This is a genomic window from Shewanella sp. SP2S2-4, assembly GCF_031932025.1.
In the GTDB taxonomy this organism is placed as follows: Bacteria; Pseudomonadota; Gammaproteobacteria; order Enterobacterales; family Shewanellaceae; genus Shewanella; species Shewanella baltica.
The window spans coordinates 330,011-355,294 of the sequence record NZ_JAUOER010000002.1; the positions used below are offsets into that span (position 1 = coordinate 330,011).

At 44.6% G+C, this 25,284-nt stretch carries 31 protein-coding genes; 17 read left to right on the plus strand and 14 right to left on the minus strand.

All coding sequences use genetic code 11. From position 1 onward, the window contains the following. Positions 1–28 precede the first annotated feature (28 nt). Complete coding sequence (locus tag Q4Q54_RS03260; RefSeq protein ID WP_311987695.1) at positions 29–214, minus strand: hypothetical protein; 186 nt, start codon at positions 212–214, stop codon at positions 29–31. A 64-nt stretch (positions 215–278) separates the two neighbouring features. On the opposite strand from Q4Q54_RS03260, the gene Q4Q54_RS03265 reads away from it, so the two are divergent. The 3 genes from Q4Q54_RS03265 to tpx all read left to right on the plus strand — a co-directional run bounded on the left by Q4Q54_RS03265 (position 279) and on the right by tpx (position 2,447). Then, positions 279–869, plus strand: a complete 591-nt coding sequence (locus Q4Q54_RS03265; protein WP_311987696.1) for an OmpA family protein — start codon at positions 279–281, stop codon at positions 867–869. Positions 870–901: 32 nt separating this feature from the next. Further along, positions 902–1,729, plus strand: a complete 828-nt coding sequence (locus Q4Q54_RS03270) for a mechanosensitive ion channel family protein (protein WP_261271510.1) — start codon at positions 902–904, stop codon at positions 1,727–1,729. Positions 1,730–1,853: 124 nt separating this feature from the next. Beyond that, positions 1,854–2,447, plus strand: a complete 594-nt coding sequence (tpx, locus tag Q4Q54_RS03275; protein WP_311987697.1) for a thiol peroxidase — start codon at positions 1,854–1,856, stop codon at positions 2,445–2,447. Between the two features lie 76 nt (positions 2,448–2,523). On the opposite strand, the gene Q4Q54_RS03280 is transcribed toward tpx, so the two are convergent. Continuing rightward, a complete protein-coding gene (locus tag Q4Q54_RS03280; RefSeq protein WP_006082508.1) occupies positions 2,524–3,165 on the minus strand; it encodes a trimeric intracellular cation channel family protein in 642 nt (213 codons plus the stop codon). Between the two features lie 361 nt (positions 3,166–3,526). Next, a complete protein-coding gene (locus Q4Q54_RS03285; protein ID WP_006082509.1) occupies positions 3,527–4,087 on the minus strand; it encodes a DUF4136 domain-containing protein in 561 nt (186 codons plus the stop codon). Between the two features lie 179 nt (positions 4,088–4,266). Between Q4Q54_RS03285 and Q4Q54_RS03290 the strand changes: the two genes are divergently transcribed. From Q4Q54_RS03290 to ruvX, 4 genes are all read left to right on the plus strand, one after another. Further along, the gene (locus tag Q4Q54_RS03290; RefSeq protein WP_006085701.1) at positions 4,267–4,584 is read left to right on the plus strand and encodes a hypothetical protein; all 318 of its coding nucleotides are present in this window, start codon (positions 4,267–4,269) and stop codon (positions 4,582–4,584) included. 178 nt (positions 4,585–4,762) lie between these two features. After that, on the plus strand, positions 4,763–5,092 hold the full coding sequence (gene yciH / locus Q4Q54_RS03295; RefSeq protein WP_037392612.1) for a stress response translation initiation inhibitor YciH: 330 nt from the start codon (positions 4,763–4,765) through the stop codon (positions 5,090–5,092). Between the two features lie 66 nt (positions 5,093–5,158). Next, entirely contained in the window at positions 5,159–5,722 is a 564-nt protein-coding gene (locus tag Q4Q54_RS03300; protein WP_006082512.1) for a YqgE/AlgH family protein, read from the plus strand. A gap of 29 nt (positions 5,723–5,751) precedes the next feature. Further along, on the plus strand, positions 5,752–6,177 hold the full coding sequence (gene ruvX, locus Q4Q54_RS03305) for a Holliday junction resolvase RuvX (protein ID WP_006082513.1): 426 nt from the start codon (positions 5,752–5,754) through the stop codon (positions 6,175–6,177). Between the two features lie 88 nt (positions 6,178–6,265). On the opposite strand, the gene hemH is transcribed toward ruvX, so the two are convergent. From hemH to Q4Q54_RS03325, 4 genes are all read right to left on the minus strand, one after another. Then, a complete protein-coding gene (gene hemH / locus Q4Q54_RS03310) occupies positions 6,266–7,279 on the minus strand; it encodes a ferrochelatase (RefSeq protein ID WP_311987698.1) in 1,014 nt (337 codons plus the stop codon). A gap of 32 nt (positions 7,280–7,311) precedes the next feature. Further along, positions 7,312–7,851 carry a glutathione peroxidase gene (locus Q4Q54_RS03315; RefSeq protein WP_311987699.1) on the minus strand — a complete coding sequence of 180 codons (540 nt, stop codon included), beginning with the start codon at positions 7,849–7,851 and terminating at the stop codon, positions 7,312–7,314. Between the two features lie 187 nt (positions 7,852–8,038). Next, entirely contained in the window at positions 8,039–9,151 is a 1,113-nt protein-coding gene (locus tag Q4Q54_RS03320) for a PilT/PilU family type 4a pilus ATPase (RefSeq protein ID WP_063884589.1), read from the minus strand. A gap of 9 nt (positions 9,152–9,160) precedes the next feature. Further along, positions 9,161–10,198, minus strand: coding sequence for a type IV pilus twitching motility protein PilT (locus Q4Q54_RS03325; protein WP_006082517.1), 1,038 nt, complete (start codon positions 10,196–10,198; stop codon positions 9,161–9,163). Positions 10,199–10,233: 35 nt separating this feature from the next. Between Q4Q54_RS03325 and Q4Q54_RS03330 the strand changes: the two genes are divergently transcribed. From Q4Q54_RS03330 to Q4Q54_RS03365, 8 genes are all read left to right on the plus strand, one after another. Beyond that, positions 10,234–10,932 (plus strand): YggS family pyridoxal phosphate-dependent enzyme, encoded by a 699-nt coding sequence (locus Q4Q54_RS03330; RefSeq protein ID WP_311987700.1) that lies wholly within the window; start codon positions 10,234–10,236, stop codon positions 10,930–10,932. A gap of 215 nt (positions 10,933–11,147) precedes the next feature. Further along, the gene (gene proC, locus Q4Q54_RS03335; protein WP_006082519.1) at positions 11,148–11,966 is read left to right on the plus strand and encodes a pyrroline-5-carboxylate reductase; all 819 of its coding nucleotides are present in this window, start codon (positions 11,148–11,150) and stop codon (positions 11,964–11,966) included. 48 nt (positions 11,967–12,014) lie between these two features. Beyond that, on the plus strand, positions 12,015–12,563 hold the full coding sequence (locus Q4Q54_RS03340) for a YggT family protein (RefSeq protein ID WP_006082520.1): 549 nt from the start codon (positions 12,015–12,017) through the stop codon (positions 12,561–12,563). Beyond that, positions 12,563–12,862, plus strand: coding sequence for a DUF167 family protein YggU (gene yggU, locus Q4Q54_RS03345; protein WP_006082521.1), 300 nt, complete (start codon positions 12,563–12,565; stop codon positions 12,860–12,862). Before Q4Q54_RS03340 ends, yggU begins: the two co-directional genes overlap by 1 nt. A gap of 131 nt (positions 12,863–12,993) precedes the next feature. Next, positions 12,994–13,428, plus strand: coding sequence for a DUF4426 domain-containing protein (locus Q4Q54_RS03350; RefSeq protein ID WP_006082522.1), 435 nt, complete (start codon positions 12,994–12,996; stop codon positions 13,426–13,428). Positions 13,429–13,567: 139 nt separating this feature from the next. Then, on the plus strand, positions 13,568–14,185 hold the full coding sequence (rdgB, locus tag Q4Q54_RS03355) for an RdgB/HAM1 family non-canonical purine NTP pyrophosphatase (protein ID WP_311987701.1): 618 nt from the start codon (positions 13,568–13,570) through the stop codon (positions 14,183–14,185). Then, positions 14,185–15,351 carry a radical SAM family heme chaperone HemW gene (gene hemW, locus Q4Q54_RS03360; protein ID WP_311987702.1) on the plus strand — a complete coding sequence of 389 codons (1,167 nt, stop codon included), beginning with the start codon at positions 14,185–14,187 and terminating at the stop codon, positions 15,349–15,351. The genes rdgB and hemW overlap by 1 nt, the downstream gene beginning before the upstream one ends. A 152-nt stretch (positions 15,352–15,503) precedes the next feature. Further along, positions 15,504–17,354 (plus strand): DUF885 domain-containing protein, encoded by a 1,851-nt coding sequence (locus Q4Q54_RS03365; protein WP_311987703.1) that lies wholly within the window; start codon positions 15,504–15,506, stop codon positions 17,352–17,354. 673 nt (positions 17,355–18,027) lie between these two features. On the opposite strand, the gene Q4Q54_RS03370 is transcribed toward Q4Q54_RS03365, so the two are convergent. The 5 genes from Q4Q54_RS03370 to trmB form a co-directional block, all read right to left on the minus strand. Continuing rightward, complete coding sequence (locus Q4Q54_RS03370) at positions 18,028–18,969, minus strand: LysR family transcriptional regulator (RefSeq protein ID WP_006082526.1); 942 nt, start codon at positions 18,967–18,969, stop codon at positions 18,028–18,030. A gap of 449 nt (positions 18,970–19,418) precedes the next feature. Then, the gene (locus Q4Q54_RS03375) at positions 19,419–20,240 is read right to left on the minus strand and encodes a YggN family protein (RefSeq protein WP_259540874.1); all 822 of its coding nucleotides are present in this window, start codon (positions 20,238–20,240) and stop codon (positions 19,419–19,421) included. A gap of 182 nt (positions 20,241–20,422) precedes the next feature. After that, positions 20,423–21,337 carry a glutaminase B gene (glsB, locus tag Q4Q54_RS03380; protein ID WP_012587162.1) on the minus strand — a complete coding sequence of 305 codons (915 nt, stop codon included), beginning with the start codon at positions 21,335–21,337 and terminating at the stop codon, positions 20,423–20,425. Next, entirely contained in the window at positions 21,337–21,663 is a 327-nt protein-coding gene (locus Q4Q54_RS03385; RefSeq protein WP_006082529.1) for a YggL family protein, read from the minus strand. Before Q4Q54_RS03385 ends, glsB begins: the two co-directional genes overlap by 1 nt. Positions 21,664–21,717: 54 nt before the next feature. After that, positions 21,718–22,434: a tRNA (guanosine(46)-N7)-methyltransferase TrmB gene (trmB, locus tag Q4Q54_RS03390; protein WP_012587161.1), complete on the minus strand. Its 717-nt coding sequence runs from the start codon at positions 22,432–22,434 to the stop codon at positions 21,718–21,720. Between the two features lie 199 nt (positions 22,435–22,633). Here trmB and mutY point away from each other — a divergent pair, with 199 nt between their 5' ends. Further along, positions 22,634–23,740: an A/G-specific adenine glycosylase gene (mutY, locus tag Q4Q54_RS03395; protein WP_311987704.1), complete on the plus strand. Its 1,107-nt coding sequence runs from the start codon at positions 22,634–22,636 to the stop codon at positions 23,738–23,740. Between the two features lie 2 nt (positions 23,741–23,742). Beyond that, positions 23,743–24,021 (plus strand): oxidative damage protection protein, encoded by a 279-nt coding sequence (locus Q4Q54_RS03400; protein ID WP_006082532.1) that lies wholly within the window; start codon positions 23,743–23,745, stop codon positions 24,019–24,021. A gap of 87 nt (positions 24,022–24,108) precedes the next feature. On the opposite strand, the gene Q4Q54_RS03405 is transcribed toward Q4Q54_RS03400, so the two are convergent. Beyond that, positions 24,109–24,684, minus strand: a complete 576-nt coding sequence (locus Q4Q54_RS03405) for a YceI family protein (protein WP_006082533.1) — start codon at positions 24,682–24,684, stop codon at positions 24,109–24,111. A gap of 4 nt (positions 24,685–24,688) precedes the next feature. Beyond that, positions 24,689–25,240, minus strand: coding sequence for a cytochrome b (locus Q4Q54_RS03410; RefSeq protein ID WP_311987705.1), 552 nt, complete (start codon positions 25,238–25,240; stop codon positions 24,689–24,691). Positions 25,241–25,284 lie beyond the last annotated feature (44 nt).

Sequence of the window (25,284 nt, forward strand, 5' to 3'; positions counted from 1 at the left end):
TTGTATAGTTTATCATCATGCTTATTCATCATGTTACTGACTCCAAACGTGAATACATGGGCGAAGTGATGATCTGAATATTGGCTTCAACTAATAAAAACATAAATATACTCAAGATATTGCCGATATATGCCTGTCGATGAGTTAACGCGTGAACGCGTTTCACTTGGCGAAATACGCCTAAGTCGATAGAATGCCGCACTAAGATGGTCATGCTACAACCATGCGATCACTTTAGTAATTTTAACTAGTACTTATCGTTCAATAGGTGATTTGTAGTGAAAAACTCCCAATCTCGATGGATTCAGCTGGTACTTTTACTATTAAGTTTAAGCCTGACATCGCAGGTATTCGCTTGGTCTGATACTGACCAAGATGGCGTGCCTGACATCAAAGATGCCTGCCCTAAAACAGCGCCAGACACGCAAGTAATGGCCAATGGCTGTGTTGAAGAGGTAGAGGTGGAAGCGACTGCATCAGCAAATTGTAGTACGAGTAATCCCAATGCTGAGTTCAGCGCAGATTGTCATAATATCTCTACCGCTGTGGTGTATTTTGAATTTGCCATTGCCGAAGTTGACTTTTCGCAATGGAAAACTTTAGCCTTAGTGAAAGCATATTTAGCAGCGAATGATGTCGCATTAACCTTAGTGGGCCACACGGATATCGTTGGCACGCCTGAGTTTAATTATCAGCTGTCACTTCAGCGCGCTCAAAATGTGAAACGTATTTTGGTTGAAGATTATGGCTTTAATCCAAATCGCTTTACCGTAATGGGTAAAGGTATATCTGAACCTGTAGCGGACAACCGTTCTAGCGAAGGGCGCAGTTTAAATCGACGAGTACAATTTATCGTCAATAATAAATAGTTTTAGTTAGCGTATATTTAGGGAGTTATTCAATGGAAAACCTTGAAGGTTTATTAAAGCAAGCACCGGATCTGATTGTGACTTATGGCTTAAAAGTTTTATTTGCCATTATCATTTTCTTTGTTGGTAAATACTTTGCCGGCGTAGCGCAAAAGCTGGTTCGTAAATTACTGAACAGCCGTAAAGTTGATCCGACCGTTGTTTCATTTGTCGCAAACCTCGCTTGGGCAATTGTGTTTGTTTTCGCAGTGATTGCCACCTTAGGCCAAATTGGCGTACAAACCGCATCATTGGTCGCCGTTATCGGTGCCGCTGGTTTAGCGGTGGGTTTAGCGCTACAGGGTTCTCTGTCTAACTTCGCATCGGGCGTGTTAATGGTGTTATTCCGCCCTTGCCGCGTTGGTGACTATATTGAAGCCGCTGGCATTGCCGGTACTGTTGATGAAATCACCATATTCTCAACCAAGCTTCGTACACCAGATAACAAGGTTATTGTGGCGCCTAATTCATCCATCATGAATGGCACTATCACTAACTATTCGGCAATGGATACTCGCCGTATCGATTTAGTGATTGGCGTATCTTATTCTGCCGATATCGCACTCACGAAGAAAATCTTAACTGAGATTTTAGACAACAACCAATATGTGTTAAAAGATCCATCATATACAGTTGGACTGGCTGAATTAGCGAACTCTTCAATTAATTTCGTGGTTCGCCCTTGGGTAAAAACGGCTGATTATTGGACGGCTCGTTTCCAACTGCTTGAGCAAATCAAAAATGCATTAGATGCAGCCGATATCGGTATTCCATTCCCACAAATGGATATTCATGTCAAAGAGTTGCCACTCAACAAATAACCCTAAATGAATAACCAAGGTCGGCTAATTGCCGGCCTTTTTTTATGGTTCCGCGTAGCATTTTAGCGTACCTTAAAGGACAGATATTAGCGAAGGCACAGATATTCATGTGCGAGGAAATCCAATGCAAAAATACGTATCATTTTTAGCCGCCAGCTGCATTTATGGCTTAGTGCTGATAAGCCCCAATGTGCTTGCCAGTGAGAAAACCCAGGTTCTTATGGGTGAAAAAACCGTCACCTTGGAAGGCAAGTTACCTAAGCTGTCGCAAATGGCGCCAGGATTCAAAGTGGTTGATGATCATTTTGCGCCTGTAATGCTAAGCGACTTTAAGGGTAAAACCGTGCTGATAAGTGCCGTACCAAGCTTAGATACGGGCGTGTGTGCACTACAAACTAAACGTTTCAACAGCGAAGTCGGCCATTTTTCCGATGACGTGGTCATGCTAACAATCAGTGCCGATTTACCCTTCGCACAGAAACGTTTCTGCAAAGTAGAAAACGTAGATAGAATCAAAGTACTATCCGATTCTGTCTGGCGTGATTTTGGTGAAAAATATGGCTTGTTGATTCAAGATTACGGCTTGCTGGCTAGAGCCATTTTCATCATAGATGCCGAAGGTAAACTCCAATACCAAGAGTTAGTACCGAATATCACCGAGCATCCTAACTATGATGCCGCACTTGAAGCGCTGAAAACTATTCAAGCACAGCAGTAATTTACCGCTAAAAAACAGGGCAGCCTTAGCTGCCCTGTTTTTTTACGATTGTATATCTACGATTTGGTTTTACGATCTAATGTGTGTGCTGATCGCCATTGGCCTGATAATCAAAGGTCGGCATAGACCAATGATAGCGCAGCGCTAACATCCTCAGGCTAAAACCAACGCTCAGACAAATAACCAGATTAATCCATTCGGTTAATTGGTAGGCTTTTAAGACGATATACAAGCCTGCCGTCAGTAGTGAAATCACCGCGTAGAGTTCTTTCTTAAAAATCAAAGGCACTTGATTGCACAGGATATCGCGGATAACGCCACCAAAGACGCCCGTCACCAATCCCATCACCACAGCAATCGTTGGGCTAAATCCCAGCATTAAGGTCTTCTGCGCGCCCACGATAGAGAACACAGCTAAGCCTAAGGCATCGATAGCCAAAAATAACTTAGACAGATAACGCATCACAGGGGCGATAGCGACTGTGAGTAAAGAAGCAAATGCAATCGCAATAAGGTAATTCACGTGCTCAACCCAAATTAAGGGGTAATTGCCGAGCATCATGTCCCTTAGTGTGCCGCCACCAATCGCCGTTGCGCAGCCAATGATCACTACACCAAACAAATCCATCTGCTTGCGACCCGCCGCCAGAGCGCCCGTCATAGCCTCGGCAATAATACCAATCAGCCAAAGTAATCCAATAATCTGCGTCTCATGCATCTTTGCTACTACCAACAAGGTAAAGAAACAGATTCTGCCTGAGAAACCCTCAGTTCTATAATGATTTTATTTTGAATTCATCATTAGAAAAATTAATTCATCATTTCATCAATAATGAATTGCCAATACCTACAACCACAAAAGAGCACTGTATAAATTGCAAATAAAATAGCCAGTTATGCGTAAAACTACTTCTCACGTCTATTTAGATAACTAAAATTTTTAATAAGTATTAATAACGTAAATTCAATCAGATGATAAATAACTGCAGATCATTTAATAGAATGGGCAAAACGCATAAAAATCAGCCACAAAAAAGCGGCCCTCTGGCCGCTTAATTTTCATTCAAACTGAGTCAGAACTACTTAGTGTCAGGCTTAGGGGGATAATTTGCCATCACACTGCCCACCGCTTGATTGATGATCTGTACTCTTTCTTCTGGGGTATTTTTGTCGCGAATGGTATCGGCAACAGAACCACGCCAGATAAGCTTAGTCGTTTTATTATCAACTAAATCAATAATCAGCGTACCAACTTCATATTCTCTCACTGTAGTTTGGGTCTGCATATTGCCGCCCCAACCCCATCCTGGACCATAGTATGGGTTGTAGCCAAAATTACTATTGAAGGTATCAACATTGATTTTCTTGTCGACTTTGGTCAGGTAGTTAACCAATACATCAGCGTCTTTCGCATCGACTAATGTCATGCCTTTACTCGCTAACTGGCTATTAACCGCTTCTCTTACTCTTTGGTCCATCAAGCCATCAAGATGATATCCGGCAGAATCGGCTTTCTGAGCAACCCAAGCATAGGTTTTATATTGGGTAAAATTGGCGCTAGGATCATAGTCCCAACCAGACTTCATCGAGCTACAGGCACTTAATGCCAACACAGCTAAAGCTACAAAAATATTTTTCATCTTAATTTCCTCAGATGTTCGAACCGAACAAAGACAAGTATCAGAGATATGAATTTAGCTTACAGAGCAATCATCTGATCTACAACTCAATTGATTAAAAAGCAGCATCTCATTCAGCTTGACTTCAGCAAAATCAAAGATGATAATGATTATCAATTAAGGTTAAGAGGGGTAATGAAATGTACTGGTTTATTAGCGCGTTTTTGGTTGCATCAGCCATTTTCTTCCTTGCGCCAGAAAAAATCTCACTCGAGGCCAATAACGCTAAGATAAAGCGCCATTTGCCTGTCAGCTTACTGATTTTACCTCTTATTGTACTTGGCTGGTTGGTCATAGATACCGTCGCGAATGGCACTAATTATGCGACAGTCGCCGCATTCGGCTTTGTGACTACCGCCTGCTTAATTGCGTTACCTAAGCTGCATAAATTTATTATGCCCAGCGCCTTACTGACAGCAGTAGCGCTGATCATCATGGTCTTTATGCGCATGAATTAAAACGGCTGAAAACGCTCCCTTTTTCAAAAATATGCTTACTTCCCTGCAAAGAGTTAGCATTTTGTTCAGACCACTTAAGGATAATCCTCAAGTGGTCTTTTTTTACCTCCCAGAACCCCTGCAAATTTGATAAACTCAACGGGTATAAGTCATCTTTTAACACCAATGAATGAAATCTATGAAAGCAGATCCTAATGTATCCTTAGTGTACAGCACCGACAAAGGCCGTATTAATGCAGAGCCCGTCACTAAAGCGATTCCTGAATCCGACGGTATAGTCAGGATCCATAGAGACAGTAAGGGCCGCAAAGGCAAAGGCGTTTCGATTATCTCAGGCCTAGGTCTCGATGAAACCGCGTTAAAAGCAATGGCTCAAACCCTTAAAAAACAATGTGGTTGTGGTGGCACGGTTAAAGATTTCACTATTGAGGTCCAAACCGATAACCGCGAGCAATTAAAGCTATTGCTTGAGAAGCAGAACTACAAAGTTAAATTAGCTGGCGGTTAATCTCGCCCGACTTAGCAATATAGCAGCATGCTAGATCAACTTAGCCACATCGAACGGAGTAGTTTAATGGAGAGTTTGCAGAACCATTTCTTAATTGCCATGCCTTCACTGCACGATACGTTTTTTGAACGCTCAGTCATCTATATCTGTGAACATGATGCCAAAGGCGCCATGGGACTGGTGATCAATAAACCGCTCGGTATCGAAGTTAATTCGCTATTAGAACAAATGGATTTGCCAGCTGAGCAAGTCTCCACCGATTTAGCGTTCAATGCCAATGTCATGATGGGCGGACCCGTTTCCCAAGATCGTGGCTTTGTACTGCATACCTCTCAGCCCTATTGGGCCAACAGCACAGATCTGGGTTGTGGTTTAATGCTAACGACCTCACGCGATGTGTTAACCGCGATAGGAAGCAACAGATCGCCAGAGAAGTTTCTCGTCGCCTTAGGATATGCGGGATGGAGCAAAGATCAGCTTGAACAAGAGCTTGCCGATAATTCTTGGCTAACGATTCCAGCAACGAATGCACTCTTGTTTGACATTAAACACGAAGACCGTTGGCCACAGGCCAGCCGAGCTCTTGGATTTGATGCTTGGCAAGTCTCAGCTCAAGCGGGTCACGCTTAAGCCTATTTATTAATATAAGTCAGCACACTATGAATTCGAAAACCGTATTAGGCTTTGATTTTGGCACTAAAAGTATTGGTGTGGCTATAGGCCAAGAAATCACCGCTAGCGCCACGCCATTATTGTCAATTAAAGCCGTCGATGGGATACCCAACTGGGATCAAATAGGCGATTTAATCAAAGAGTGGCAACCCGACCTAGTGGTTGTTGGTCTGCCCTTAAACATGGATGGCACTGAGCAAGATATGACCCACAGGGCGCGTAAATTTGCGAACCGTATCAATGCTAAGTTCAAAGTCAAAATAGCCACTCAAGATGAGCGATTAACCACTACCGATGCTAAGGCGAGATTATTCGAGTTAGGCGGATTCAAGGCGCTCACCAAAGGCCAAGTCGATGCTGTGTCTGCCGTACTGATTATTGAAAGCTACTTCGAAAATAACTTCAGCAAGTAATGCCACAATAAATAAAACCACAGAAAAAAGAAAAGGATAAGTTGCCTTATCCTTTTCAGTTTTATGTTTAACCCGATAAATTACCGGATCAAAAATGTGGCTTCACTAAGTTGGCCATCATAGTAATGTGCGCATCATCATCGTTTAGTGCAGCAATGTAACGAAACTTCTCACCACCCGCCTCGGCAAAGAGATGACCATTCTCACCAACAATTTCTTCCAGCGTTTCTAAACAATCGGCGCTAAAAGCGGGGCAAACGATAGCAATATCGCGCACGCCTTGTTGCGGCAACGCTTTCAAAGTCGCATCGGTATAAGGTTGTAGCCATTTGGCTTTACCAAAACGCGATTGGAATGTCATCACAAACTCATCTTTACCTAACCCAAGCTTTTCGGTAACCAGTCGAGTCGTTTTCATGCAGAAGCAGTAATACGGATCGCCTAAATGCAAATTACGCTCAGGCATACCATGGTACGACAACACCAATTTTTGTGGTTTACCATGGGCTTCAAAATCTGCCTTTATCGAATTTGCCAGAGCATTAATAAAGTCAGTATTATCATGATAAGTATTAATAAAATGCAACGATGGTATATAGCGCCACTTGGACAACTCAGCCGCAATCGAATCAAAAGCAGAACCCGTAGTGGGCGCAGCATATTGGGGATACAGGGGTAACACCACGATTTTATCAATGCCATTTTGATGCATTGTTTGCAAGGTACTGGCAACCGATGGACTGCCATAACGCATTGCTAAATGGACAGAAACATCATGGTTATCGGCGTTAAGTTTATCCGCTAACTTCGCCGTTTGACGCAAACTAATGTCCATTAACGGTGAGCCGGCCGCTGTCCATACCTTCTGGTATAACGCCGCCGATTTTGCAGGGCGTACCCGCAAAATGATCCCGTGTAAAATCATCATCCACACTAATTTAGGAATTTCGACTACGCGGGGATCTGCTAAGAACTCAGCTAGATAACGCCTAACAGCCGATGCTGTGGGTGCATCTGGCGTACCTAAATTTAATAACAGCACGCCCACTTTGCCGCGTTGTCCGTGTCCAACTTCTTTGGATAAGCCTGAAAATTTAGCCAAAACAGCCTCTTAATTAATAAATACTTATAAGATTAAAGTACAGATTCTATTGCTTGCTTAAGCTCTTCGCTATCTGGCTTCACTTTAGAATTGAACTGTTGCACAACCGCGCCATCGCCGCTAACGACATACTTGTAAAAATTCCACTTAGGCGCACCGGTTTTTTCGGCTAAGTATTTAAATACGCTATTGGCGTCACTGCCACGCACAGCCGAAGTCGACAACATAGTGAAAGTGACACCGTAATTGATGTAACACACCTTAGCCGTGTCTTTCTCATCATTTTCTTCTTGGAAAAAATCATCCGATGGGAAACCAATAACCACTAAGCCTTTGTCTTTATAGTTTTCATGCAATGCTTCGAGCGCTTTAAACTGCGGGGTATAACCACAGTTACTCGCAGTGTTAACAATCAACACTGGCTTTCCCTGAGTCAATTCACACAGATTAACTGTCTCTTCAGAATGTAATTTTCGTACTTCAAGGTTCAAATACTCAGGACAAGTGGCCGCCATAGAGCCAACACTCATCAAGCTCGCTGTCATAGCGAATATCATAGGTAATTTTTTCATTGCTTTCTCCTTTACCGGTACATTACGTAAACGTACTAGGTAAAGATCATATTGAATTAAAAAATAAAAGCTATGGTTAACGACCGCATAGCGATGAAGTAAAACCGATTGAGCTGAACGAAAATCTAACGACACCAACAAAAAGCAGCCCATAAAGAGCTGCTTAACCTAAAACCTGACTCTCGCGTTAGTCCATGTCTAAGGTGACACCTTCCATAAAGCCTGAGCCCGTGGATTCTTTATTCTGCAACTTAATCATCAAACGTAAATCGTTAGGCGAATCAGCATGATGCAGCGCATCGGCGTAACTAATCTCGCCATCAATATAAAGTTTGAGCAAGGCCTGATCGAACGTCTGCATGCCCTGCTCATTCGATTTGGCCATGGTTTCCTTGAGCAAATGCAGCTCATTCTTCGCAATTAAACTCGCCACCCTTGGGGTGTTAATCAATACTTCAATCGCGGCGCGGCGCCCAGTGCCATCGACTTTTGGGATTAATTGCTGCGCCACAATACCGCGCAAATTCAATGACAAATCGAACAATAACTGCTGATGTTTACTCTCAGGCACGAGGTGCATAATGCGGTCTAATGCTTGGTTGGCGTTGTTGGCATGCAAGGTTGCCATACAGAGGTGGCCTGTTTCCGCAAACGACAGGGCGAACTCCATCGTCTCTTGGGTACGAATTTCACCAATCAAGATCACATCGGGTGCTTGGCGAAGGGAGCTTTTTAGCGCCGCATCGAAAGACTCAGTATCTATGCCCACTTCACGCTGAGTGATAATGCTTTTTCTGTGGTCGTGAACAAATTCGACTGGATCTTCAATCGTGAGAATATGACCACGAGCATGACCATTACGATATCCCACCAAGGCCGCCAGAGATGTTGACTTACCCGTACCCGTTCCGCCTACCATAATGATGAGGCCACGTTTACTCATCACCAGATCTTTCAGAATAGGTGGCAGTTTTAAATCATCGACGTCAGGGATTTTAGTTTCGATACGGCGCATCACGCAGCCTGACGATTCACGCTGCCAGAAGGCGCTTACCCGAAAGCGACCTAAATCCTTTGCCGCAAAAGCAAAGTTACACTCACGACTCGAATGAAACTCTTGTTTCTGCGCTTCGGTCATTAAGGATTCAACAAAATCCAGTGATTGTGCCGGAGTAAAGGCACTTTCGGCCAAGGGACGCAATTCACCGTCAATCTTGGCACTTGGCGGAAAGCCAGCTGTGATGAACAAGTCAGAGGCTTTGCGCTCAACGATCACTTTTAAAAACGGAAGAACATCCATCATAAATCCTTAAAATGTCGCTTGTTTATTCGAACTCTTCGCCATTGCATCTTCACGGGTGATAAGACCGCGATTGACTAAATTCTGTAAACATTGCTCTAAGGTCTGCATTCCGTGGGCCATACCGGTTTGAATCGCCGAATACATCTGCGCCACTTTGTCTTCACGAATAAGGTTACGAATAGCGGGAGTGCCCATCATGATTTCATGGGCGGCGACACGGCCTCCGCCTACCTTTTTAATCAGGGTTTGCGAAATAACCGCTTGCAACGATTCGGACAACATAGTGCGCACCATGTCTTTTTCACCGGCGGGGAATACGTCGACCACACGATCAATGGTTTTGGCGGCAGAGGTGGTATGCAAGGTACCAAACACTAAGTGGCCTGTTTCTGCAGCGGTCATCGCCAAACGAATGGTTTCAAGGTCACGCATCTCACCGACTAAAATCACGTCCGGATCTTCACGTAGTGCGCTTCTAAGCGCCGCATTAAAGCTGTGGGTATGGCGGTGAACTTCACGCTGGTTAATCAAACATTGCTTATTTTGGTGTACGAATTCGATAGGATCTTCAATGGTTAAGATGTGATCGTGTCGATTTTCGTTAACGTAATCCACCATAGCGGCAAGTGTGGTACTCTTACCCGAACCTGTTGGCCCAGTCACTAGGACTAATCCCCGAGGGAAACTGGCGATTTTTTTAAAAATCTCCGGCGCACCTAATTGCTCAAGTGACAAAATGTCGCTAGGAATGGTACGAAATACGGCCGCAGCACCACGGGATTGATTGAATGCGTTAACACGAAAGCGTGCAAGATTAGGGACTTCGAACGAGAAATCGATTTCTAAATGCTCTTCGTAGTCCTTGCGCTGCTTATCATTCATTATGTCGTACACTAGGCTGTGTACGCCTTGGTGATCGAGCGCGGGCAGGTTAATTTTTCTCACTTCACCGTCGACACGGATCATGGGAGATATCCCTGCAGAAAGGTGTAGATCCGAGGCTTTGTGTTTTACACTAAATGCCAATAACTCAGTGATTTCCATCGTTTGGGATATCCTTGCAACTAGATAATTACATCATGACAACAATAGCAGACAGACTCGCAATCGCCCAGCGCAGGATCGCACAAGCGGCGCAAAAATGTGCACGCCAACCTAGCAGTATTCGCTTACTTGCCGTCAGCAAGACCAAACCTATTGAAGACATTATAGCAGCCTATCAAGCGGGTCAGCGTTGCTTTGGCGAAAACTATGTCCAAGAAGGCGCGGAGAAAATTACCGCACTAAAGGGGGATTTTCCGGACATTGAATGGCACTTTATCGGGCCACTCCAATCCAACAAAACCAACATAGTCGCCCAGCATTTCGATTGGATGCACACAGTCTCGCGTGACAAAATTGCCCAACGTCTCAATGACCAACGTCCAGCTGAATTAGCGCCATTAAACGTCTGCATTCAAATTAATATCAGTGCTGAAGACACAAAATCTGGCATAGATGCGGCGCAAATGCTGCCACTGGCCGAACTGATAGCTCAGCTACCTAATCTTGCACTGAGAGGCCTAATGGCAATCCCAACGGCTACTGCAGATACTGAGTTACAGCTTAAAGAGTTTTCTATGTTAAACAATCTATTTCAAGAACTTAAATCACATTACCCCAATATAGACACGCTTTCCATGGGGATGAGTAATGACCTAGATGCAGCGATTAGCTGTGGTTCAACTATGGTGCGCATTGGCAGTGCCATTTTTGGTGAGCGAAATTACGCTGCGTAAACTCACTCGAGGCATGAAGTTCGAGGTCAGTGTGTGGGCTTGACCTTGTTTTTAGCGCTTTATGCCCAAATACTGTATTAAAGATCACGACATTTAAGTTCAATTAGCGAGAGTCAACTAATCTGGCTCTGACATTCAAATGACTAACCGTTTTATCATCTTGATTTAAGGTGAGTCTGTTACAAATTAACGGTTAACACACTGAAGAGAATCAAATGGATCAACAGAAAATCTGCTTTATCGGTGCCGGCAACATGACGCGCAGCATCATCAGTGGCCTAGTTCATAGCGGCTATCCTGCTCAACTCATCCAAGCGACCAATCCTAGCCAAGGTAAACTCGACGCACTAAAAGCCGATTTAGGAATTTTGGTTTCTCAAGATAATTTAGCCGCAGCGCAAGCTGCCGATGTCATAGTGCTGTCGGTAAAACCTCAATTGATGCAGCAAGTGTGTGAAGCATTACAAACCGTCGATATGTCGCAAAAGTTAGTCATCACTATTGCTGCAGGCATTAAAGCAAAACGTTATACCGATTATCTGGCGCAGGATATTAAACTTATTCGCGCTATGCCAAATACACCAATGCAGATTAGTGTGGGGATGACAGGCCTCTATGCGCCTCAGGCTATTTCTACCGAGCAAAAAGCCATTTGCGATCGTTTGATGTCTAGCGGCGGCGAAATTGTGTGGGTTAATGAAGAGTCAGAATTAGATCAAGTGATTGCACTATCGGGCAGTTCACCGGCTTATTTCTTTTTGCTAATGGAGTCTATGATAGATGCAGGCAAAGAAATGGGAATGGATGAAGACAAAGCCAGAACTTTAGTGCAGCAAGCCGCGCTCGGCGCTGCTATGATGGCAAAGCAAAATCCACAACTGACCTTAGGTAATCTAAGGGAGAATGTCACCTCAAAGGGCGGTACCACCGCACAGGCGCTGGCGACATTTGAAGCTGCGGATATGCGTGGTTTAGTAAAAAAAGCCATGGAAAACTGCATTAAACGTGCAGAAGAAATGGCTAAGACATTTTAATTTCCACTAACGCGTTTTTATATCGGACTTTAATAGGTAGAAATCTCGATGAATGCATTTACCTTTTTAATCACCACACTATTCGACTTATATTTGATGGTGGTGATTTTGCGGATTTGGCTGCAACTGGCAAGGGCGGATTTTTACAATCCTTTTAGCCAATTTATTGTCAAAGCGACTCACCCGCTCATCGCGCCAATGCGCCGTATTCTGCCTTCCTTAGGACGGTTTGATACCGCATCATTCGTCCTCGCGTTGCTGGTCGTGATGGTCAAAGTACTGCTGATCAGCCTTATCGCAGGCGGTGGCATAGACATACTGCTGTTTTTGATGTTTGCCGTCGTATCTGTGATCAAAAAAGCAGGGGTATTGCTGTTTTGGATGCTGTTGATACGCGCAATATTGAGCTGGTTTAACCAAGGCTATAACCCAATAGTGATGGTCATGGGCCAGTTAACTGAACCCGTATTAGCGCCAATCCGCCGTATAATACCGCCAATTGGTGGCTTAGATTTATCGGTAATGTTGGTGATTATTGGTATGAATTTCCTTAATATGTTACTTGCCCAATATATCCCTTATTGGGCTGTGATCTAATGAGTGCAGTGACTTTGCAGCAAGGTGACTTGCTGCTTAATCTCTACATTCAGCCTAAGGCCAGCCGAGATCAAATTGTAGGACTGCACGGTGATGAGCTAAAAGTAGCCATCACTGCGCCGCCTATTGATGGCAAGGCCAATGCCCATTTAAGCAAGTACTTAGCAAAGACCTTTAAAGTGCCCAAGAGCGACATTCATATAATGAAAGGTGAACTTGGCAGGCATAAGCAAATCCGCGTGATTGACCCAAAGATCATCCCAAGCATCATTACTGAGCTGATGGGACAAACTAGCTGAGCTAATGCTGTTGAAAGGCTAAAAACCAAAAAACTTCTTTGAATGCGGTTAAATTATCGATAAACAGATAGACATAAACAATAGTCACAGCGACCTATACTCAAACATTCCCTAATATGAGGTATCCCATCATGTTCCGTAATATTCTGGCTGTATTAGCCCTCACCGCTAGCCTTTGTGGTGTTGCAAACGCAGAGCAAAAAGAAACTGTCGGCAATTTTGACATTCATTACATGGCACTTGGCAGTACATTTTTAACGCCTAGCATAGCCAAATCCTATGGAATTCAGCGCAGTAGCTATACAGGCATTATCAACATTGCCGTGTTAGATATCAGCGAAGCGAATAAACCCGCAGTACCCGTTGAAATTACCGGTGTCGCCAATAACTTATTAGATGCTCGAATCAACTTAACCTTCAAAGAGATCCGTGAAGGTGATGCGATTTATTATATTGCCGAAGTTCCTTACCGCGATGATCAGGAGATCAACTTCAATATCGCGATCAAGCATGGTAATCAATTAAATACCAACTTGCAGTTCAAGCAAAAATTCTACGTCGAATAAGCCAAGCTAAGATTATCGCAAGTCATACACCACTTTAGGACGGTACAAGTCTGTACCGTCCCGCCCTTTTCCTGTCCTTTAGCTCGCAGCTTGGGTATCATTGCCGCAGTATAAGTCGCCCCAATGATATAGGTGTTCCATGCAACAAATCGTCCTCGCCAGTGGCAACAAAGGCAAACTCGCCGAATTCGATCAAATGCTCGCCAGCTACGGTGTCACTGTACTGCCGCAGAGCCAATTTAATGTCAGCGAAGTGGCCGAAACGGGCACCACTTTTGTCGAAAATGCCATTATCAAAGCCAGGCATGCTGCCGAAATCACCGGACTTGCGGCCATTGCCGATGATTCAGGTTTAGAAGTAGATTTACTCCAAGGCGCTCCCGGCATTTATTCAGCGCGTTACGCGGGCGAGAATGCCAAAGATCAAGACAACGTATTGAAACTACTTGAGACAATAAAAGACCAGCCAGCACCTCGCAGTGCGAGATTCCAATGCGTACTGGTGTATATGCGCCACGCCAAAGATCCAACCCCAATTATTTGCCAAGCCGCATGGGAAGGCCAAATCGACTTTAACCAACGTGGCGACAATGGTCATGGTTACGATCCGATTTTTATCCCTGAAAATTATCAATGTAGCGCGGCACAGCTCAGCAGCAACGAGAAAAATGCCTTAAGCCATCGCGGTAAAGCCCTAGTGCAACTCATCGCCGCCATGCAAGCCCAAGGCGTGTTAACTGGCGGGAATGCACAATAATGTCGTCAACTGTCGTGACTACTGCGATGAAACTCGAACTGCCGCCACTCAGTCTGTATATCCATATTCCTTGGTGCGTACAAAAATGTCCTTACTGCGACTTTAACTCCCATGGCCAAAATGGTGAGCTGCCACAGGAAGCCTATGTTGATGCGCTATTAGAAGACTTACGCCAAGACTTACATCTCGTCCAAGGGCGGCAGATCCATACCATCTTTATCGGTGGCGGCACACCATCCTTATTCGATGCTTTGCAAATCAAACGCATACTCGATGGTGCCAATGCGCTAATCCCCTTTAGTGACAATATCGAAATCACCATGGAAGCCAACCCTGGCACCTTAGAACACGATGATTTTAGTGCCTATCGCGCAGCCGGTGTCACTCGTTTATCTATCGGTGTGCAGAGTTTTTCTAAGGATAAGCTCAACTTACTTGGACGTATTCACGATCAAAACGAGGCACAAGTCGCTGCTCAAAAAGCCAGCCAAGCGGGATACTTGAGTTTTAACCTCGATTTAATGCATGGATTACCCAACCAAAGTTTTGCTGAAGCGATGGCCGATATCGACACGGCAGCGGCGCTCAATCCGCCCCACCTGTCTTGGTATCAGTTAACAATTGAGCCCAACACCCTATTCCACTCAAAACCGCCGCAGTTGCCCGATGACGAAGCGCTCTGGCATATCTATGAGCAAGGTCAACAAAAGCTGGCCGCATTAGGCTATGAGCAATACGAAATATCCGCTTATGCGAAACCCGGTTACCAATGTAGGCACAATCTCAACTACTGGCAGTTTGGTGATTATCTAGGCATAGGCTGTGGCGCCCACGGTAAAGTGACGCTGCCAGAAGAAAACCGCATTATACGCACGGTAAAAATTAAACATCCCAAGGGATATCTGAGTACCAGCAACTACACCTTCGAATCGATTGATGTGGCAGAGGAAGATCGCGCGCTTGAATATTTAATGAATCGCCTGCGCCTGATGACACCTATCCCTAAGCAAGAATTTGAACTGCGTACCGGACAGCACAGAGACACATTGACCGAAGGAATGGAAAAAGCCAAACAGCGCGGTTTACTCACAGAATCCGCTGAACATTGGCAATTAACCAGTAAAGGTCACATGTTTGTTAATGATTTACTGACACAATTCTGCTAAGCCTGCCTTTAAAATAGCTATATAAATAATGTGTTAGTGGTCAATAGTACTGTTTAATACTATTACAGCTAACACATTTTCTAACATTAATATCCATACATTCTTGTCCAGCTTCTTTAGAATTGATGCAACTCAATCTAGGAAGCCTGATCATGCCAATAAAAACTAAAATCAGCTTAGTCGCACTGACCCTTTCAGCTCTGCTGACCATTCCCGCGTATGCAGCATCAACTTCGTCAGCCTTACACAGTGCAAGCGAACCTATGAATGCAGTGGTGCAAACCGAGTCAGACAAAGCCAATGCGTTGTTCGAAACCATCTTCATGGAAAACATCATGGCGAGCCCCATTTCGCAAACCTATATGGGGATCAAGCAAGACTATGATAAATGGGATGAACTGGGTGATGCCGCCGATGATAAAGCCCTAGCGCGCACGAAAAAACAACTGGCGCAGATCAATCTGATTGATGCGGCCAAACTCGATCCACAAACAAACCTCAGCCTCACCTTACTCAAACAAAATCTGCAAAATGACATCGAAGATGACCAATGGCGCTACCATAATTACCCTGTAAATCAAATGTATGGCGGCCACTCTATGATAGCCTCCTTCTTGATTAACCAACATCAAATCACAGATGTCAGCGATGCCAAGGCCTATATCAGCCGCTTAAATGGCGTGCCAAAACGCTTAAGTCAATTACAGACAGTATTAGACGCTCGCGCAGATAAAGGCACTATCGCGCCTAAGTTCGTATTCGCTTATGTCATTTCAGACAGCCAAAACATCATCAAAGGTGCGCCTTTTGATAAGGGCGACGACAGCGCGCTACTCGCAGATTTTCGCCGTAAAGTGAACGCATTAGCGATTCAAGAGACAGAGAAGCGAGAACTGCTTCAACAAGCTGAGCAAGCACTAGTGACCCAAGTCGAGCCCGCCTATAACAAGCTCATCAGTTACATCAAAACCTTAGCAACCAGAGCTGACGACCGCGATGGTGCGTGGAAACTCCCTAATGGCGCGGCCTTTTACAATAATGCTTTGGCCCGCACTACCACCACAAATATGACCGCCGATCAAATCCATGACTTAGGCCTTTCTGAGGTGGAACGTATCCATAATGAAATGCGCGCCATTATGAAGAAGGTCAATTTTAAAGGCGATTTACAGCAATTCTTTAGCTTCATGCGTGACGATCCCCAGTTCTACTACCCCAATACCGCCGAAGGCAAAGCCGCCTATTTAGCTGAGGCGACTAAGCTCATCGACAATATGAAATCGCGCTTAGATGAAGTGTTCAAAGTAAAACCTAAGGCCGCCATGATAGTGAAACAGGTTGAAGCCTTTAGAGAAAAATCTGCGGGCAAAGCCTTCTATGAACAACCGGCACCGGATGGTTCGCGTCCCGGTAGCTACTATGCCAACCTATATGACATGAAAGCCATGCCGAAATACCAAATGGAGGCACTGGCCTACCACGAAGGTATTCCGGGTCATCATATGCAGATCGCCATTTCCCAAGAGCTGCAAAATATTCCTAAGTTCCGCAAGTTTGGTGGCTATACCGCGTATATCGAGGGCTGGGGTTTATATAGCGAATCTTTCCCGAAAGAAATGGGACTCTACGCCGATCCCTATTCTGACTTTGGTCGTCTAGCAATGGAGCTATGGCGTGCATGTCGCTTAGTCGTTGATACAGGTATCCACGCTAAAAAATGGACCCGCGAGCAAGGCATTGCCTATTACGTGGATAATACGCCCAATGCTAAATCAGATGCGGTGAAAATGGTTGAACGCCATATCGTTATGCCATCGCAAGCGACAGCCTATAAAGTGGGCATGATTAAGCTGCTGGAACTCAGACATAAAGCAGAACAACAGCTTGGCAGTCAATTTGATATCCGCGACTTCCATACGCTAGTACTTGCTAACGGCGCATTACCGCTGGATGTGTTAGAACAACAAGTCGATCTCTGGATAGCCATTAAGAAGAAGGCCTAATACCCTGATGTTTTAATGCCTTAATGCCTAGCCGTGAAGCATTGTTAACCTGCTTCACGACTAAAGCGACATCGATGAAAGTCTTAAGCTACGCCCAATAAAAAAGCCACTCGAAAGTGGCTTTTTTATTGGTACCATTATCCCGTTAGATAACAGAACCCTTCTCACTGTGGGTCACTATATTTGTTGTATTAATTTATGCTTTAGCTCTCGCCTTCACATCACTTAACACACAGTTGCGACTTTAGGGTACAGGGAGACAAAACGCTTGCCTAAAGCTGCACAAACCATCAATAAAAAATTACCTCAGCGATAAGGCTGAGGTAAACCAAAAACTAGGATGATGGTTTAAAGAGCCAACATTGTTTTAGTTCTCAAACTTCTGTTGGCTGTGATCCAAAACTGCATAAATGCCGACCTGTACACAAAAATTGAAAGGGGTCATTTCCAATAAACGTATAGGACTCAGGTCATTCCGAATCAACTGCCACCATTGTATTCAATTAAGAACAGAGTTCAAGGATGTTATAAAAAACAGCTTTAGAACACCCTAAAAAATCATTCGCAAATGTACCCACCAATTCAACCTAAAGCATTGATTTTAAATAGTCACAAAAGTGCCTAGTTAATTTAAAATCACATACAACTGGTTTTGAGAACAATGTTTCCTATTTTACTGACGTTTACTGAATAATTCGACATAGGGCGCATCCCAATACGGCGGCGTTCCTATGTGATCTTTGATGAATTCGATAAAAGAACTGACCTTAGGTGCTAAGTGCTTACGACGGGGATAAACCGCCTGCAATGGCAGATGGTGGGTCAATTGCCAATCCTTCAGTAAAGGCACTAATGTCCCCTTGGCAATTTCATCTTCCATCAGATAACTTGCAAGATACACAACCCCAAGACCACTGATTGCGGCGGATTTTAATGCGGGTGCGTTATCCACCCTGAAATTGCCCGATACGCCAATTTCACAGTAATCATCACCCTTCTTAAATTGCCACATGCTGTGCTCGTGCCACTCGCCTTGATAGACCAAACAATTGTGGTCAACTAACTGCTCAGGTCGAGTTGGTTCGCCATGTTGAGCAATGTAGCCTGGAGAAGCAACTAACAGGAATTGGCACTTCATCAGAGGTCTAGCAACCATGCCAAGCGGTAATTGCTCCGACATAGTTAACAGTAAGTCTAAGCCTTCACTCACTACATCTACTTTATGGTCCAGTAAGCTCACTTGTAGCTCAAGCTCAGGATGTTTTGCCATAAAGGATGGCAGCGCAGGAATGATATGCATCACCCCAAAGGACTGGGAAATCCCCACCTTAAGCACGCCGCGGGTCGCATCATTTAAGTTATGCACGCTGGCTATCGCTTGTTCAGCGTCACGCAGCAATTCTTCACCTTGCAGATACAGCAAATGCCCTGCTTCAGTCAGGCTTAAGCTGCGGGTGGTACGTTGGATTAATTGAACACCAAGTCTATGTTCAAGATCGGCGACTTGTGTACTGACCTTAGACTTAGAAATCCCAAGCCTTCTTGCGGCGGCACTAAAACTACCAGCTCTGGCCACATGAGTAAAAATCGCAATAGGTTCTAACAGTTCTAACATGGAAGTCGCCTTAAGCTGTTTACGACAATGATATTAACTTTCGGTGAATAGCAGTGGTTAGCGTAATCATCGCTTAAAAATAACCATAGCATTGATATCTCGCATTAAAGTGATATAACGCAGAGATTTAGACCGAAAAAGTCCACTAAAGTAGGGTGTTATATCTGACTGATATGCCAGCTTTTAATTATATTTTAAGAGTATACCAAATATTCGTCTCTAGACTGTAACATTCCGAACTAAATCGCTGCAAGCCAAGCCTACAAGCCACATCGACTTTATCCTCATAGCTTTCGCCACTAAGAATTAGCCAATAAAAAAGCCCCTAGGCGATAAATTGACTAGGGGCGTAGCATTCAAATTTGACTCATGCACAAGGAGATAGAAGTTATTGCAGTTAAAACCAAGGGCTATTCACAAAAACTATTAGTAAGGACGATTAACAAGAACTATTCACGCAGCTCCTTGGTTGAGTTTTGTGTCAACGCATAAGGCGCGAGTTCTGGTACCTCTTGGCGTAATTGATTTTCAAGCACTAACAGATTTTCAAATCGGTCGCACAAACGGTCAGCTTTAGCTTCCAGTCCCTTAGATTGACTCTCAATTTGTTGCTCAATATCTTGGCCTAAGTTGTCCATTTTTTTGGAGAAGGCATCCATCTTGGCTTCAAAACTATCACCGTCACCCGACATGATTTGGCCACCTATGGTCATCATAATGGTGCCCACTGAGTTCTGAACAATTTGCTCCATTTCCTGCTCGAATTCGTCGTTAAAGGTGTTCTGAATCGAGTCCTCCGTCGCGCCGAGATAGAAGCTATCGCCATGACGGTAGGCAACTGAATCAACACGCTTTTGGACGCCTGCCATCATTTCATCGAATTTAGCACCGGCCGCATCGCCCATTAAAGGGGTTAACGCCATGCTCACCGCTTGCGAAGCTAATGCGACGGCCTCGTTCACGACTTCAATCACTTCAGGCACTTGCGTCGACACTTCATCGGCGTATTGAGTCACTAGCTTTTTTTGCTTATCGGTTAAGTTTACTTGTTTGCCTTCAACAAATAACTTATCGACTTCGATGCGATACTTTTCGGTGCCCTTCTCGCTCATGACTAATTTTTTAGGCTCAACCATAACGTCATAATTTAAAGAGACTTCACAACGTTCATCGACTTTAGGCTCTGTTTGCGCTTGCGCCAACTGTAGGCCAGATGTCCCTAAAATCACGCCGGATAAGGCAAATCCAGTTAATAGCTTATTTAATTTCATGTTGTTCGTCCTTTAATCTGAATAATTCGATAAACCTAAACTACTGAATAGCTTATAGCAGGAGACGTGCCAACTTTATAACAATATGATTATGTTGGATTTAGGAAAGTTAGCACTAAAAGGTCATTAGCGAAATTCGCTAACTTTTAGTCTGATAGTGCTAATAAAAACGAGAGGTAAAGCTAGAAAATAGATCGGCCAAGACGCTGACTTAAGTGCTCAAGCATGGCAGTGCCAGCAAGTGAATTGCCATTGCCATCGAGTTCTGGCGACCAAACACAAATCGACAGTTCCCCAGGAATAACGGCAATGATGCCACCACCGACGCCACTTTTACCTGGCATACCAACACGATAGGCAAACTCACCTGCACCATCGTATAGGCCCGAGGTCGCCAACAGGGCATTAAGCTGCCGAGTTTGCACCTGAGAAATAAGCTCAGTCCCCGTAATGCTTTTGCCGCGATTAGCCAAGTACAACATGGCCTTAGACAAGTCAGCACAATTCATCTTTAAGGCGCAGTAATGAAAATACGTGCGCAGCACAGTATCGACATCGCCTTGAAAATTACCAAAGGACTTCATCAAATAAGCAATCGCCGCATTGCGCGCACTGTGCTGATATTCGGAGTCGGCCACTTGTTTGTCGAAACACACTTTATCGTTTTGGCTTAGTTGCCTGACTAACTCGAGCATTCTGTGTTTAGGTGCACCTAAACGACTCTGCAATAAGTCAGCAATCACTAACGCGCCAGCATTGATAAATGGATTACGCGGCTTGCCACGTTCTAACTCGACTTGTACTAAAGAGTTGAATGAATGGCCCGAAGGTTCTTTGCCAACTCGGCTCCAAATTTCGGCCTCTTCATATAAAGTTAACGCTAAGGTTAAGCTGAAAACTTTGGAGATACTTTGAATCGAAAACGGCTCAAGGTAATCGCCCGCACCTAAGGTTTCACCATCAACGGTTGTGACGGCAATGCCTAATTTACCAGCATCGACGCTAGCCAGTGCGGGGATGTAATCTGCAACCTTTCCTTGGCCGAGCAAGGGTCGAACTTTGTCGACCACTTCCTCAAGTAATGCCAACTCGGGCATTAACCCCACCAAATGTCGTACAGTTCGCTAACTTCAACCTGAGACACTTTTTGATTCGCCCAGAATGCCTTAACTGCAGCAATATCTTCTTCGGTACATTTGCCGATCGTTTGGGTTGCGATAATGCCTTCCCATTCGATGTGACCGCCGCCATGGAAACCTAACTTACGGGTTTCGATCACTTCATCGATAAATTTATCAACAGTTGCATCGATATCGGCTTCTGATACTGATGCATCAAAAGTCCAAGCCATATCAAAACCTAACTCTTGGAATTCATCAACGCGCATTTTCTTACGTAAACGACGGCTACGATTAGTTGCCATAGTGACTTTCCCCGTTGTGTTAAAAAAACTAATTAATCAATTGAAATATCTAGATTAAGCGATACGCTCAAACATCAGATCCCATACTCCGTGACCCAGTCTATGGCCGCGGGCTTCAAACTTTGTCAGTGGGCGATGATCAGGACGCGGCACCACAGTGCCATCACTCGACTGGTTTTTATAACCAGGAGCTGCTTGCATCACTTCCAACATATGCTCGCTGTATTCTTCCCAATCGGTTGCCATATGGAACACGCCGCCAATTTTTAGCTTGCGACGGATCAGTTCAGCAAATTCAGCTTGTACGATACGACGTTTATGGTGACGTTTCTTATGCCAAGGATCGGGAAAAAACAATTGCACTCGGGCTAATGAACCATCGGCAATCGCATGTTCTAATACTTCCATGGCATCATGATGATACACACGTAAATTAGTCACACCCGCAATGGCGGCATCGCTTAAGCAAGAACCAACACCCGGTTTATGCACTTCAATACCAATAAAATTTTGCTCTGGTGCGTCTTTAGCCATTTGCACTAAAGAGGCGCCCATGCCAAAGCCAATTTCCAGCACAGTATCGGCTTCACGGCCAAAAACGTCGCTCAGAACCAATGGCGTTGGGCTGTAATCTAACCCCATTGTTGGCCACTGGCTTTCAATAGCTTGGGCTTGGCCTTTAGTTAAGCGACCTTCTCTTAGGACAAAGCTTCTGATCTTACGCAGATACTTGCCTTCTTCATTAAATTCAGCGGTAGTGACTTCGCTCATTTTTGCCTCGTCTAGTGGACAGCACCATCATAAAAGAAGGGCATTATCCAAAGTTCAACATACAGTGCAAGCACTAATGGGGCGAAAGTATACCAAGATTATTTGAGAGTGCGAATTTAGCAGTGATTTTCGGCTTTTTAGCCCTTATCCACTTGTCTTTGAGCTTGTCTAAGAAGATAACTGCCGCTACACTGCGCCGATGAAATCTACAGCCTCCTTCGCTACACGTATCGTCTCTTGGTACGACAATCACGGTCGTAAAACCCTCCCTTGGCAGCAAGATAAAACCCCATATAGCGTATGGGTTTCTGAAATCATGCTGCAACAAACTCAGGTTGCGACTGTTATTCCCTATTACCTTAAATTTATGGCGCGTTTTCCCGATGTGTTAGCACTTGCTAACGCGCCAGATGATGAGGTGTTGCATCATTGGACCGGCCTTGGGTATTACGCTAGGGCGCGTAATCTGCATAAAGCGGCCAAGATGATCCGTGACGATTATCATGGAATATTTCCAACAGATTTTGAGCAAGTACTGGCTCTGCCTGGCATTGGTCGCTCGACAGCAGGCGCGGTATTGTCACTGTCTCTTGGCCAGCATCACCCCATTCTCGACGGTAACGTAAAACGCGTGTTAGCAAGACACGGCGCTATCGCCGGTTGGCCGGGGCAAAAAACGGTCGAAGCGCAGCTTTGGCAGCTGACTGATGCCGTTACACCGCAGCAAGATATTCAGAAATATAATCAAGCCATGATGGATATCGGCGCCAGTATTTGTACTCGTAGCAAACCTAACTGCGCCGCTTGCCCTGTAGCGATTGATTGCAAAGCTCAGCTGATTGGCCGACAAACCGATTTCCCCGGCAAGAAGCCTAAAAAAACCATACCGACCAAAGCGGCGTGGATGTTAGTGCTAATGCAAGACAACCAAGTGTTTTTAGCTAAACGTCCGCCAGCGGGAATTTGGGGCGGACTTTGGTGTTTCCCTGAGTTTGCCACCCAAGCCGCACTTGAAACTCATCTTGAAGAACAAGGGATTGATGCGCAGCAACTCGAATGGCTAACTGGCTTTAGGCACACATTCAGCCACTTCCATTTAGATATTCAGCCCATGATGCTTAACTTAGATAAAACACACGGCGATAAAACCCACGGCAATAAACAGAGCGTGGGCGCTGTCATGGAACAAAATCAGTCTCTCTGGTATAACATAAGTCATCCTTCCAAAGTGGGACTCGCCGCCGCCACCGAGCGTGTGCTAGCCAATTTGGGATCACTCGTTCAATCCGCAGTCAGTAAGGAATAATCATGGCGCGTACAGTCAATTGCGTATATTTAAATAAAGAAGCCGACGGCCTAGACTTTCAACTGTATCCAGGTGATTTAGGTAAGCGCATTTTTGATAACATCAGCAAAGAAGCTTGGGGCCTATGGCAAAAAAAGCAAACCATGCTGATTAACGAAAAGAAACTCAACATGATGAATGTTGATGATCGTAAGTTTCTTGAAGAGCAAATGACCTCTTTCCTCTTTGAAGGTAAAGAAGTAGAAATTGAAGGTTTTGTGCCTGAAAAAGACCAAGATTAATTTTTATCGTTCACTTAATGATAAAGCCCACAAAAAAGCGCCTTTCGGCGCTTTTTGTTTATTCATCTCGTGAAGAATAACTGAACGTTACTTACGCACGCCTTCAACCACAAGATCTAACTCAACATGGCTTGATGCTGGGCCTAAATCCATTTTGATACCGAAATCTTTCATCGCAAACGTGGTTGTGCCCGTAAAACCTGCACGGTAGCCACCCCAAGGATCTTGACCTTCGCCCACGGCATGGGCATTGATCGCTAATGGCTTAGTGACACCATTTAAGGTTAAGTTGCCGTTAATCACTAAGTCGCCATTACCTTTATCTTCAACTGTGGTTGAGGTAAACGTCGCTTGCGCAAACTTACTCGTGTTTAGGAAATCGGCGCTACGAATATGCTTGTCACGCTCGGCGTGGTTTGAATCCACACTGAGTGTATTTACTGTCACATTCACTTTAGCCGCAGTGGGTTTAGCCGCGTCATAGCTAAAGTCGCCGCTAAAATCATTAAAGCGACCAACGACATAGCTATAACCTAAGTGGCTCACTTTGAAAGTAATAGAGGCATGTGCTCCTTCACGGTCAATGACATAGTCAGCCGCTGAAGCCGCCATCGGAGCCAATAGAGATGCACCAATCAGTGCGCTTAACAGTTGCTTTTTCATTGTATTATCCTCGATTAAATTTAATCATTTTGAGTAAAGTTGCGTCTTTATCGATAAAGTGATGTTTTAACGCACCTACAGCGTGGATGACCACGAGTGCGATTAAGCTATAAGCTGCGTATTGGTGAATATCGCCTGCTATATCAGCTTGGTTTTCAAAAAAAGGTCCAAATCCTGGCAGTCCAAACCAGTCAAACACCATAATTCCACGACCTTCTGCCGTTGAAATCAAAATGCCGGCACACATGATCACCAGCAGCAATACATAAATAGCTAAATGCGCAATATGAGCAGCCTGCCTTTCCCAAGGCTTATGATTCGCTTCTGGTAAGGGTTTAGGGTTAATTAAGCGCCAAAAGAGGCGGAATAACGTCACTGCCAAGAGTAAAATCCCGATGCTCTTATGTAGATGCGGCGCTGTCTTGTACCACGCGCTGTAGTAGGTTAACTCCACCATCCAAACACCTACCACAAACAACCCAATCACGACGATCGCACTCAGCCAATGAGTCACTATTGCGGTTATCCCATAGGCAAACTTACTATTTCGAAACATACTGCAACTCCGTACTCGCGCTTTCTTCATGCCATCCATGAAAT

Bases quoted from the DNA above. Each gene is read 5' to 3' on its own strand.
- Q4Q54_RS03410 (WP_311987705.1), bottom strand. From the start codon at position 25,240: ATGTTTCGAAATAGTAAGTTTGCCTATGGGATAACCGCAATAGTGACT.
- mutY (WP_311987704.1), top strand. From the start codon at position 22,634: ATGAAATCTACAGCCTCCTTCGCTACACGTATCGTCTCTTGGTACGAC.
- Q4Q54_RS03385 (WP_006082529.1), bottom strand. From the start codon at position 21,663: ATGGCAACTAATCGTAGCCGTCGTTTACGTAAGAAAATGCGCGTTGAT.
- Q4Q54_RS03330 (WP_311987700.1), top strand. From the start codon at position 10,234: ATGACAACAATAGCAGACAGACTCGCAATCGCCCAGCGCAGGATCGCA.
- yciH (WP_037392612.1), top strand. From the start codon at position 4,763: ATGAAAGCAGATCCTAATGTATCCTTAGTGTACAGCACCGACAAAGGC.
- Q4Q54_RS03260 (WP_311987695.1), bottom strand. From the start codon at position 214: ATGACCATCTTAGTGCGGCATTCTATCGACTTAGGCGTATTTCGCCAA.
- Q4Q54_RS03340 (WP_006082520.1), top strand. From the start codon at position 12,015: ATGAATGCATTTACCTTTTTAATCACCACACTATTCGACTTATATTTG.
- Q4Q54_RS03325 (WP_006082517.1), bottom strand. From the start codon at position 10,198: ATGGAAATCACTGAGTTATTGGCATTTAGTGTAAAACACAAAGCCTCG.
- Q4Q54_RS03270 (WP_261271510.1), top strand. From the start codon at position 902: ATGGAAAACCTTGAAGGTTTATTAAAGCAAGCACCGGATCTGATTGTG.
- trmB (WP_012587161.1), bottom strand. From the start codon at position 22,434: ATGAGCGAAGTCACTACCGCTGAATTTAATGAAGAAGGCAAGTATCTG.
- Q4Q54_RS03280 (WP_006082508.1), bottom strand. From the start codon at position 3,165: ATGCATGAGACGCAGATTATTGGATTACTTTGGCTGATTGGTATTATT.
- rdgB (WP_311987701.1), top strand. From the start codon at position 13,568: ATGCAACAAATCGTCCTCGCCAGTGGCAACAAAGGCAAACTCGCCGAA.
- hemW (WP_311987702.1), top strand. From the start codon at position 14,185: ATGTCGTCAACTGTCGTGACTACTGCGATGAAACTCGAACTGCCGCCA.
- ruvX (WP_006082513.1), top strand. From the start codon at position 5,752: ATGAATTCGAAAACCGTATTAGGCTTTGATTTTGGCACTAAAAGTATT.
- Q4Q54_RS03400 (WP_006082532.1), top strand. From the start codon at position 23,743: ATGGCGCGTACAGTCAATTGCGTATATTTAAATAAAGAAGCCGACGGC.
- Q4Q54_RS03365 (WP_311987703.1), top strand. From the start codon at position 15,504: ATGCCAATAAAAACTAAAATCAGCTTAGTCGCACTGACCCTTTCAGCT.
- tpx (WP_311987697.1), top strand. From the start codon at position 1,854: ATGCAAAAATACGTATCATTTTTAGCCGCCAGCTGCATTTATGGCTTA.
- Q4Q54_RS03300 (WP_006082512.1), top strand. From the start codon at position 5,159: ATGGAGAGTTTGCAGAACCATTTCTTAATTGCCATGCCTTCACTGCAC.
- proC (WP_006082519.1), top strand. From the start codon at position 11,148: ATGGATCAACAGAAAATCTGCTTTATCGGTGCCGGCAACATGACGCGC.
- Q4Q54_RS03315 (WP_311987699.1), bottom strand. From the start codon at position 7,851: ATGAAAAAATTACCTATGATATTCGCTATGACAGCGAGCTTGATGAGT.
- Q4Q54_RS03375 (WP_259540874.1), bottom strand. From the start codon at position 20,240: ATGAAATTAAATAAGCTATTAACTGGATTTGCCTTATCCGGCGTGATT.
- yggU (WP_006082521.1), top strand. From the start codon at position 12,563: ATGAGTGCAGTGACTTTGCAGCAAGGTGACTTGCTGCTTAATCTCTAC.
- Q4Q54_RS03290 (WP_006085701.1), top strand. From the start codon at position 4,267: ATGTACTGGTTTATTAGCGCGTTTTTGGTTGCATCAGCCATTTTCTTC.
- Q4Q54_RS03350 (WP_006082522.1), top strand. From the start codon at position 12,994: ATGTTCCGTAATATTCTGGCTGTATTAGCCCTCACCGCTAGCCTTTGT.
- Q4Q54_RS03370 (WP_006082526.1), bottom strand. From the start codon at position 18,969: ATGTTAGAACTGTTAGAACCTATTGCGATTTTTACTCATGTGGCCAGA.
- glsB (WP_012587162.1), bottom strand. From the start codon at position 21,337: ATGCCCGAGTTGGCATTACTTGAGGAAGTGGTCGACAAAGTTCGACCC.
- Q4Q54_RS03320 (WP_063884589.1), bottom strand. From the start codon at position 9,151: ATGGATGTTCTTCCGTTTTTAAAAGTGATCGTTGAGCGCAAAGCCTCT.
- Q4Q54_RS03405 (WP_006082533.1), bottom strand. From the start codon at position 24,684: ATGAAAAAGCAACTGTTAAGCGCACTGATTGGTGCATCTCTATTGGCT.
- Q4Q54_RS03285 (WP_006082509.1), bottom strand. From the start codon at position 4,087: ATGAAAAATATTTTTGTAGCTTTAGCTGTGTTGGCATTAAGTGCCTGT.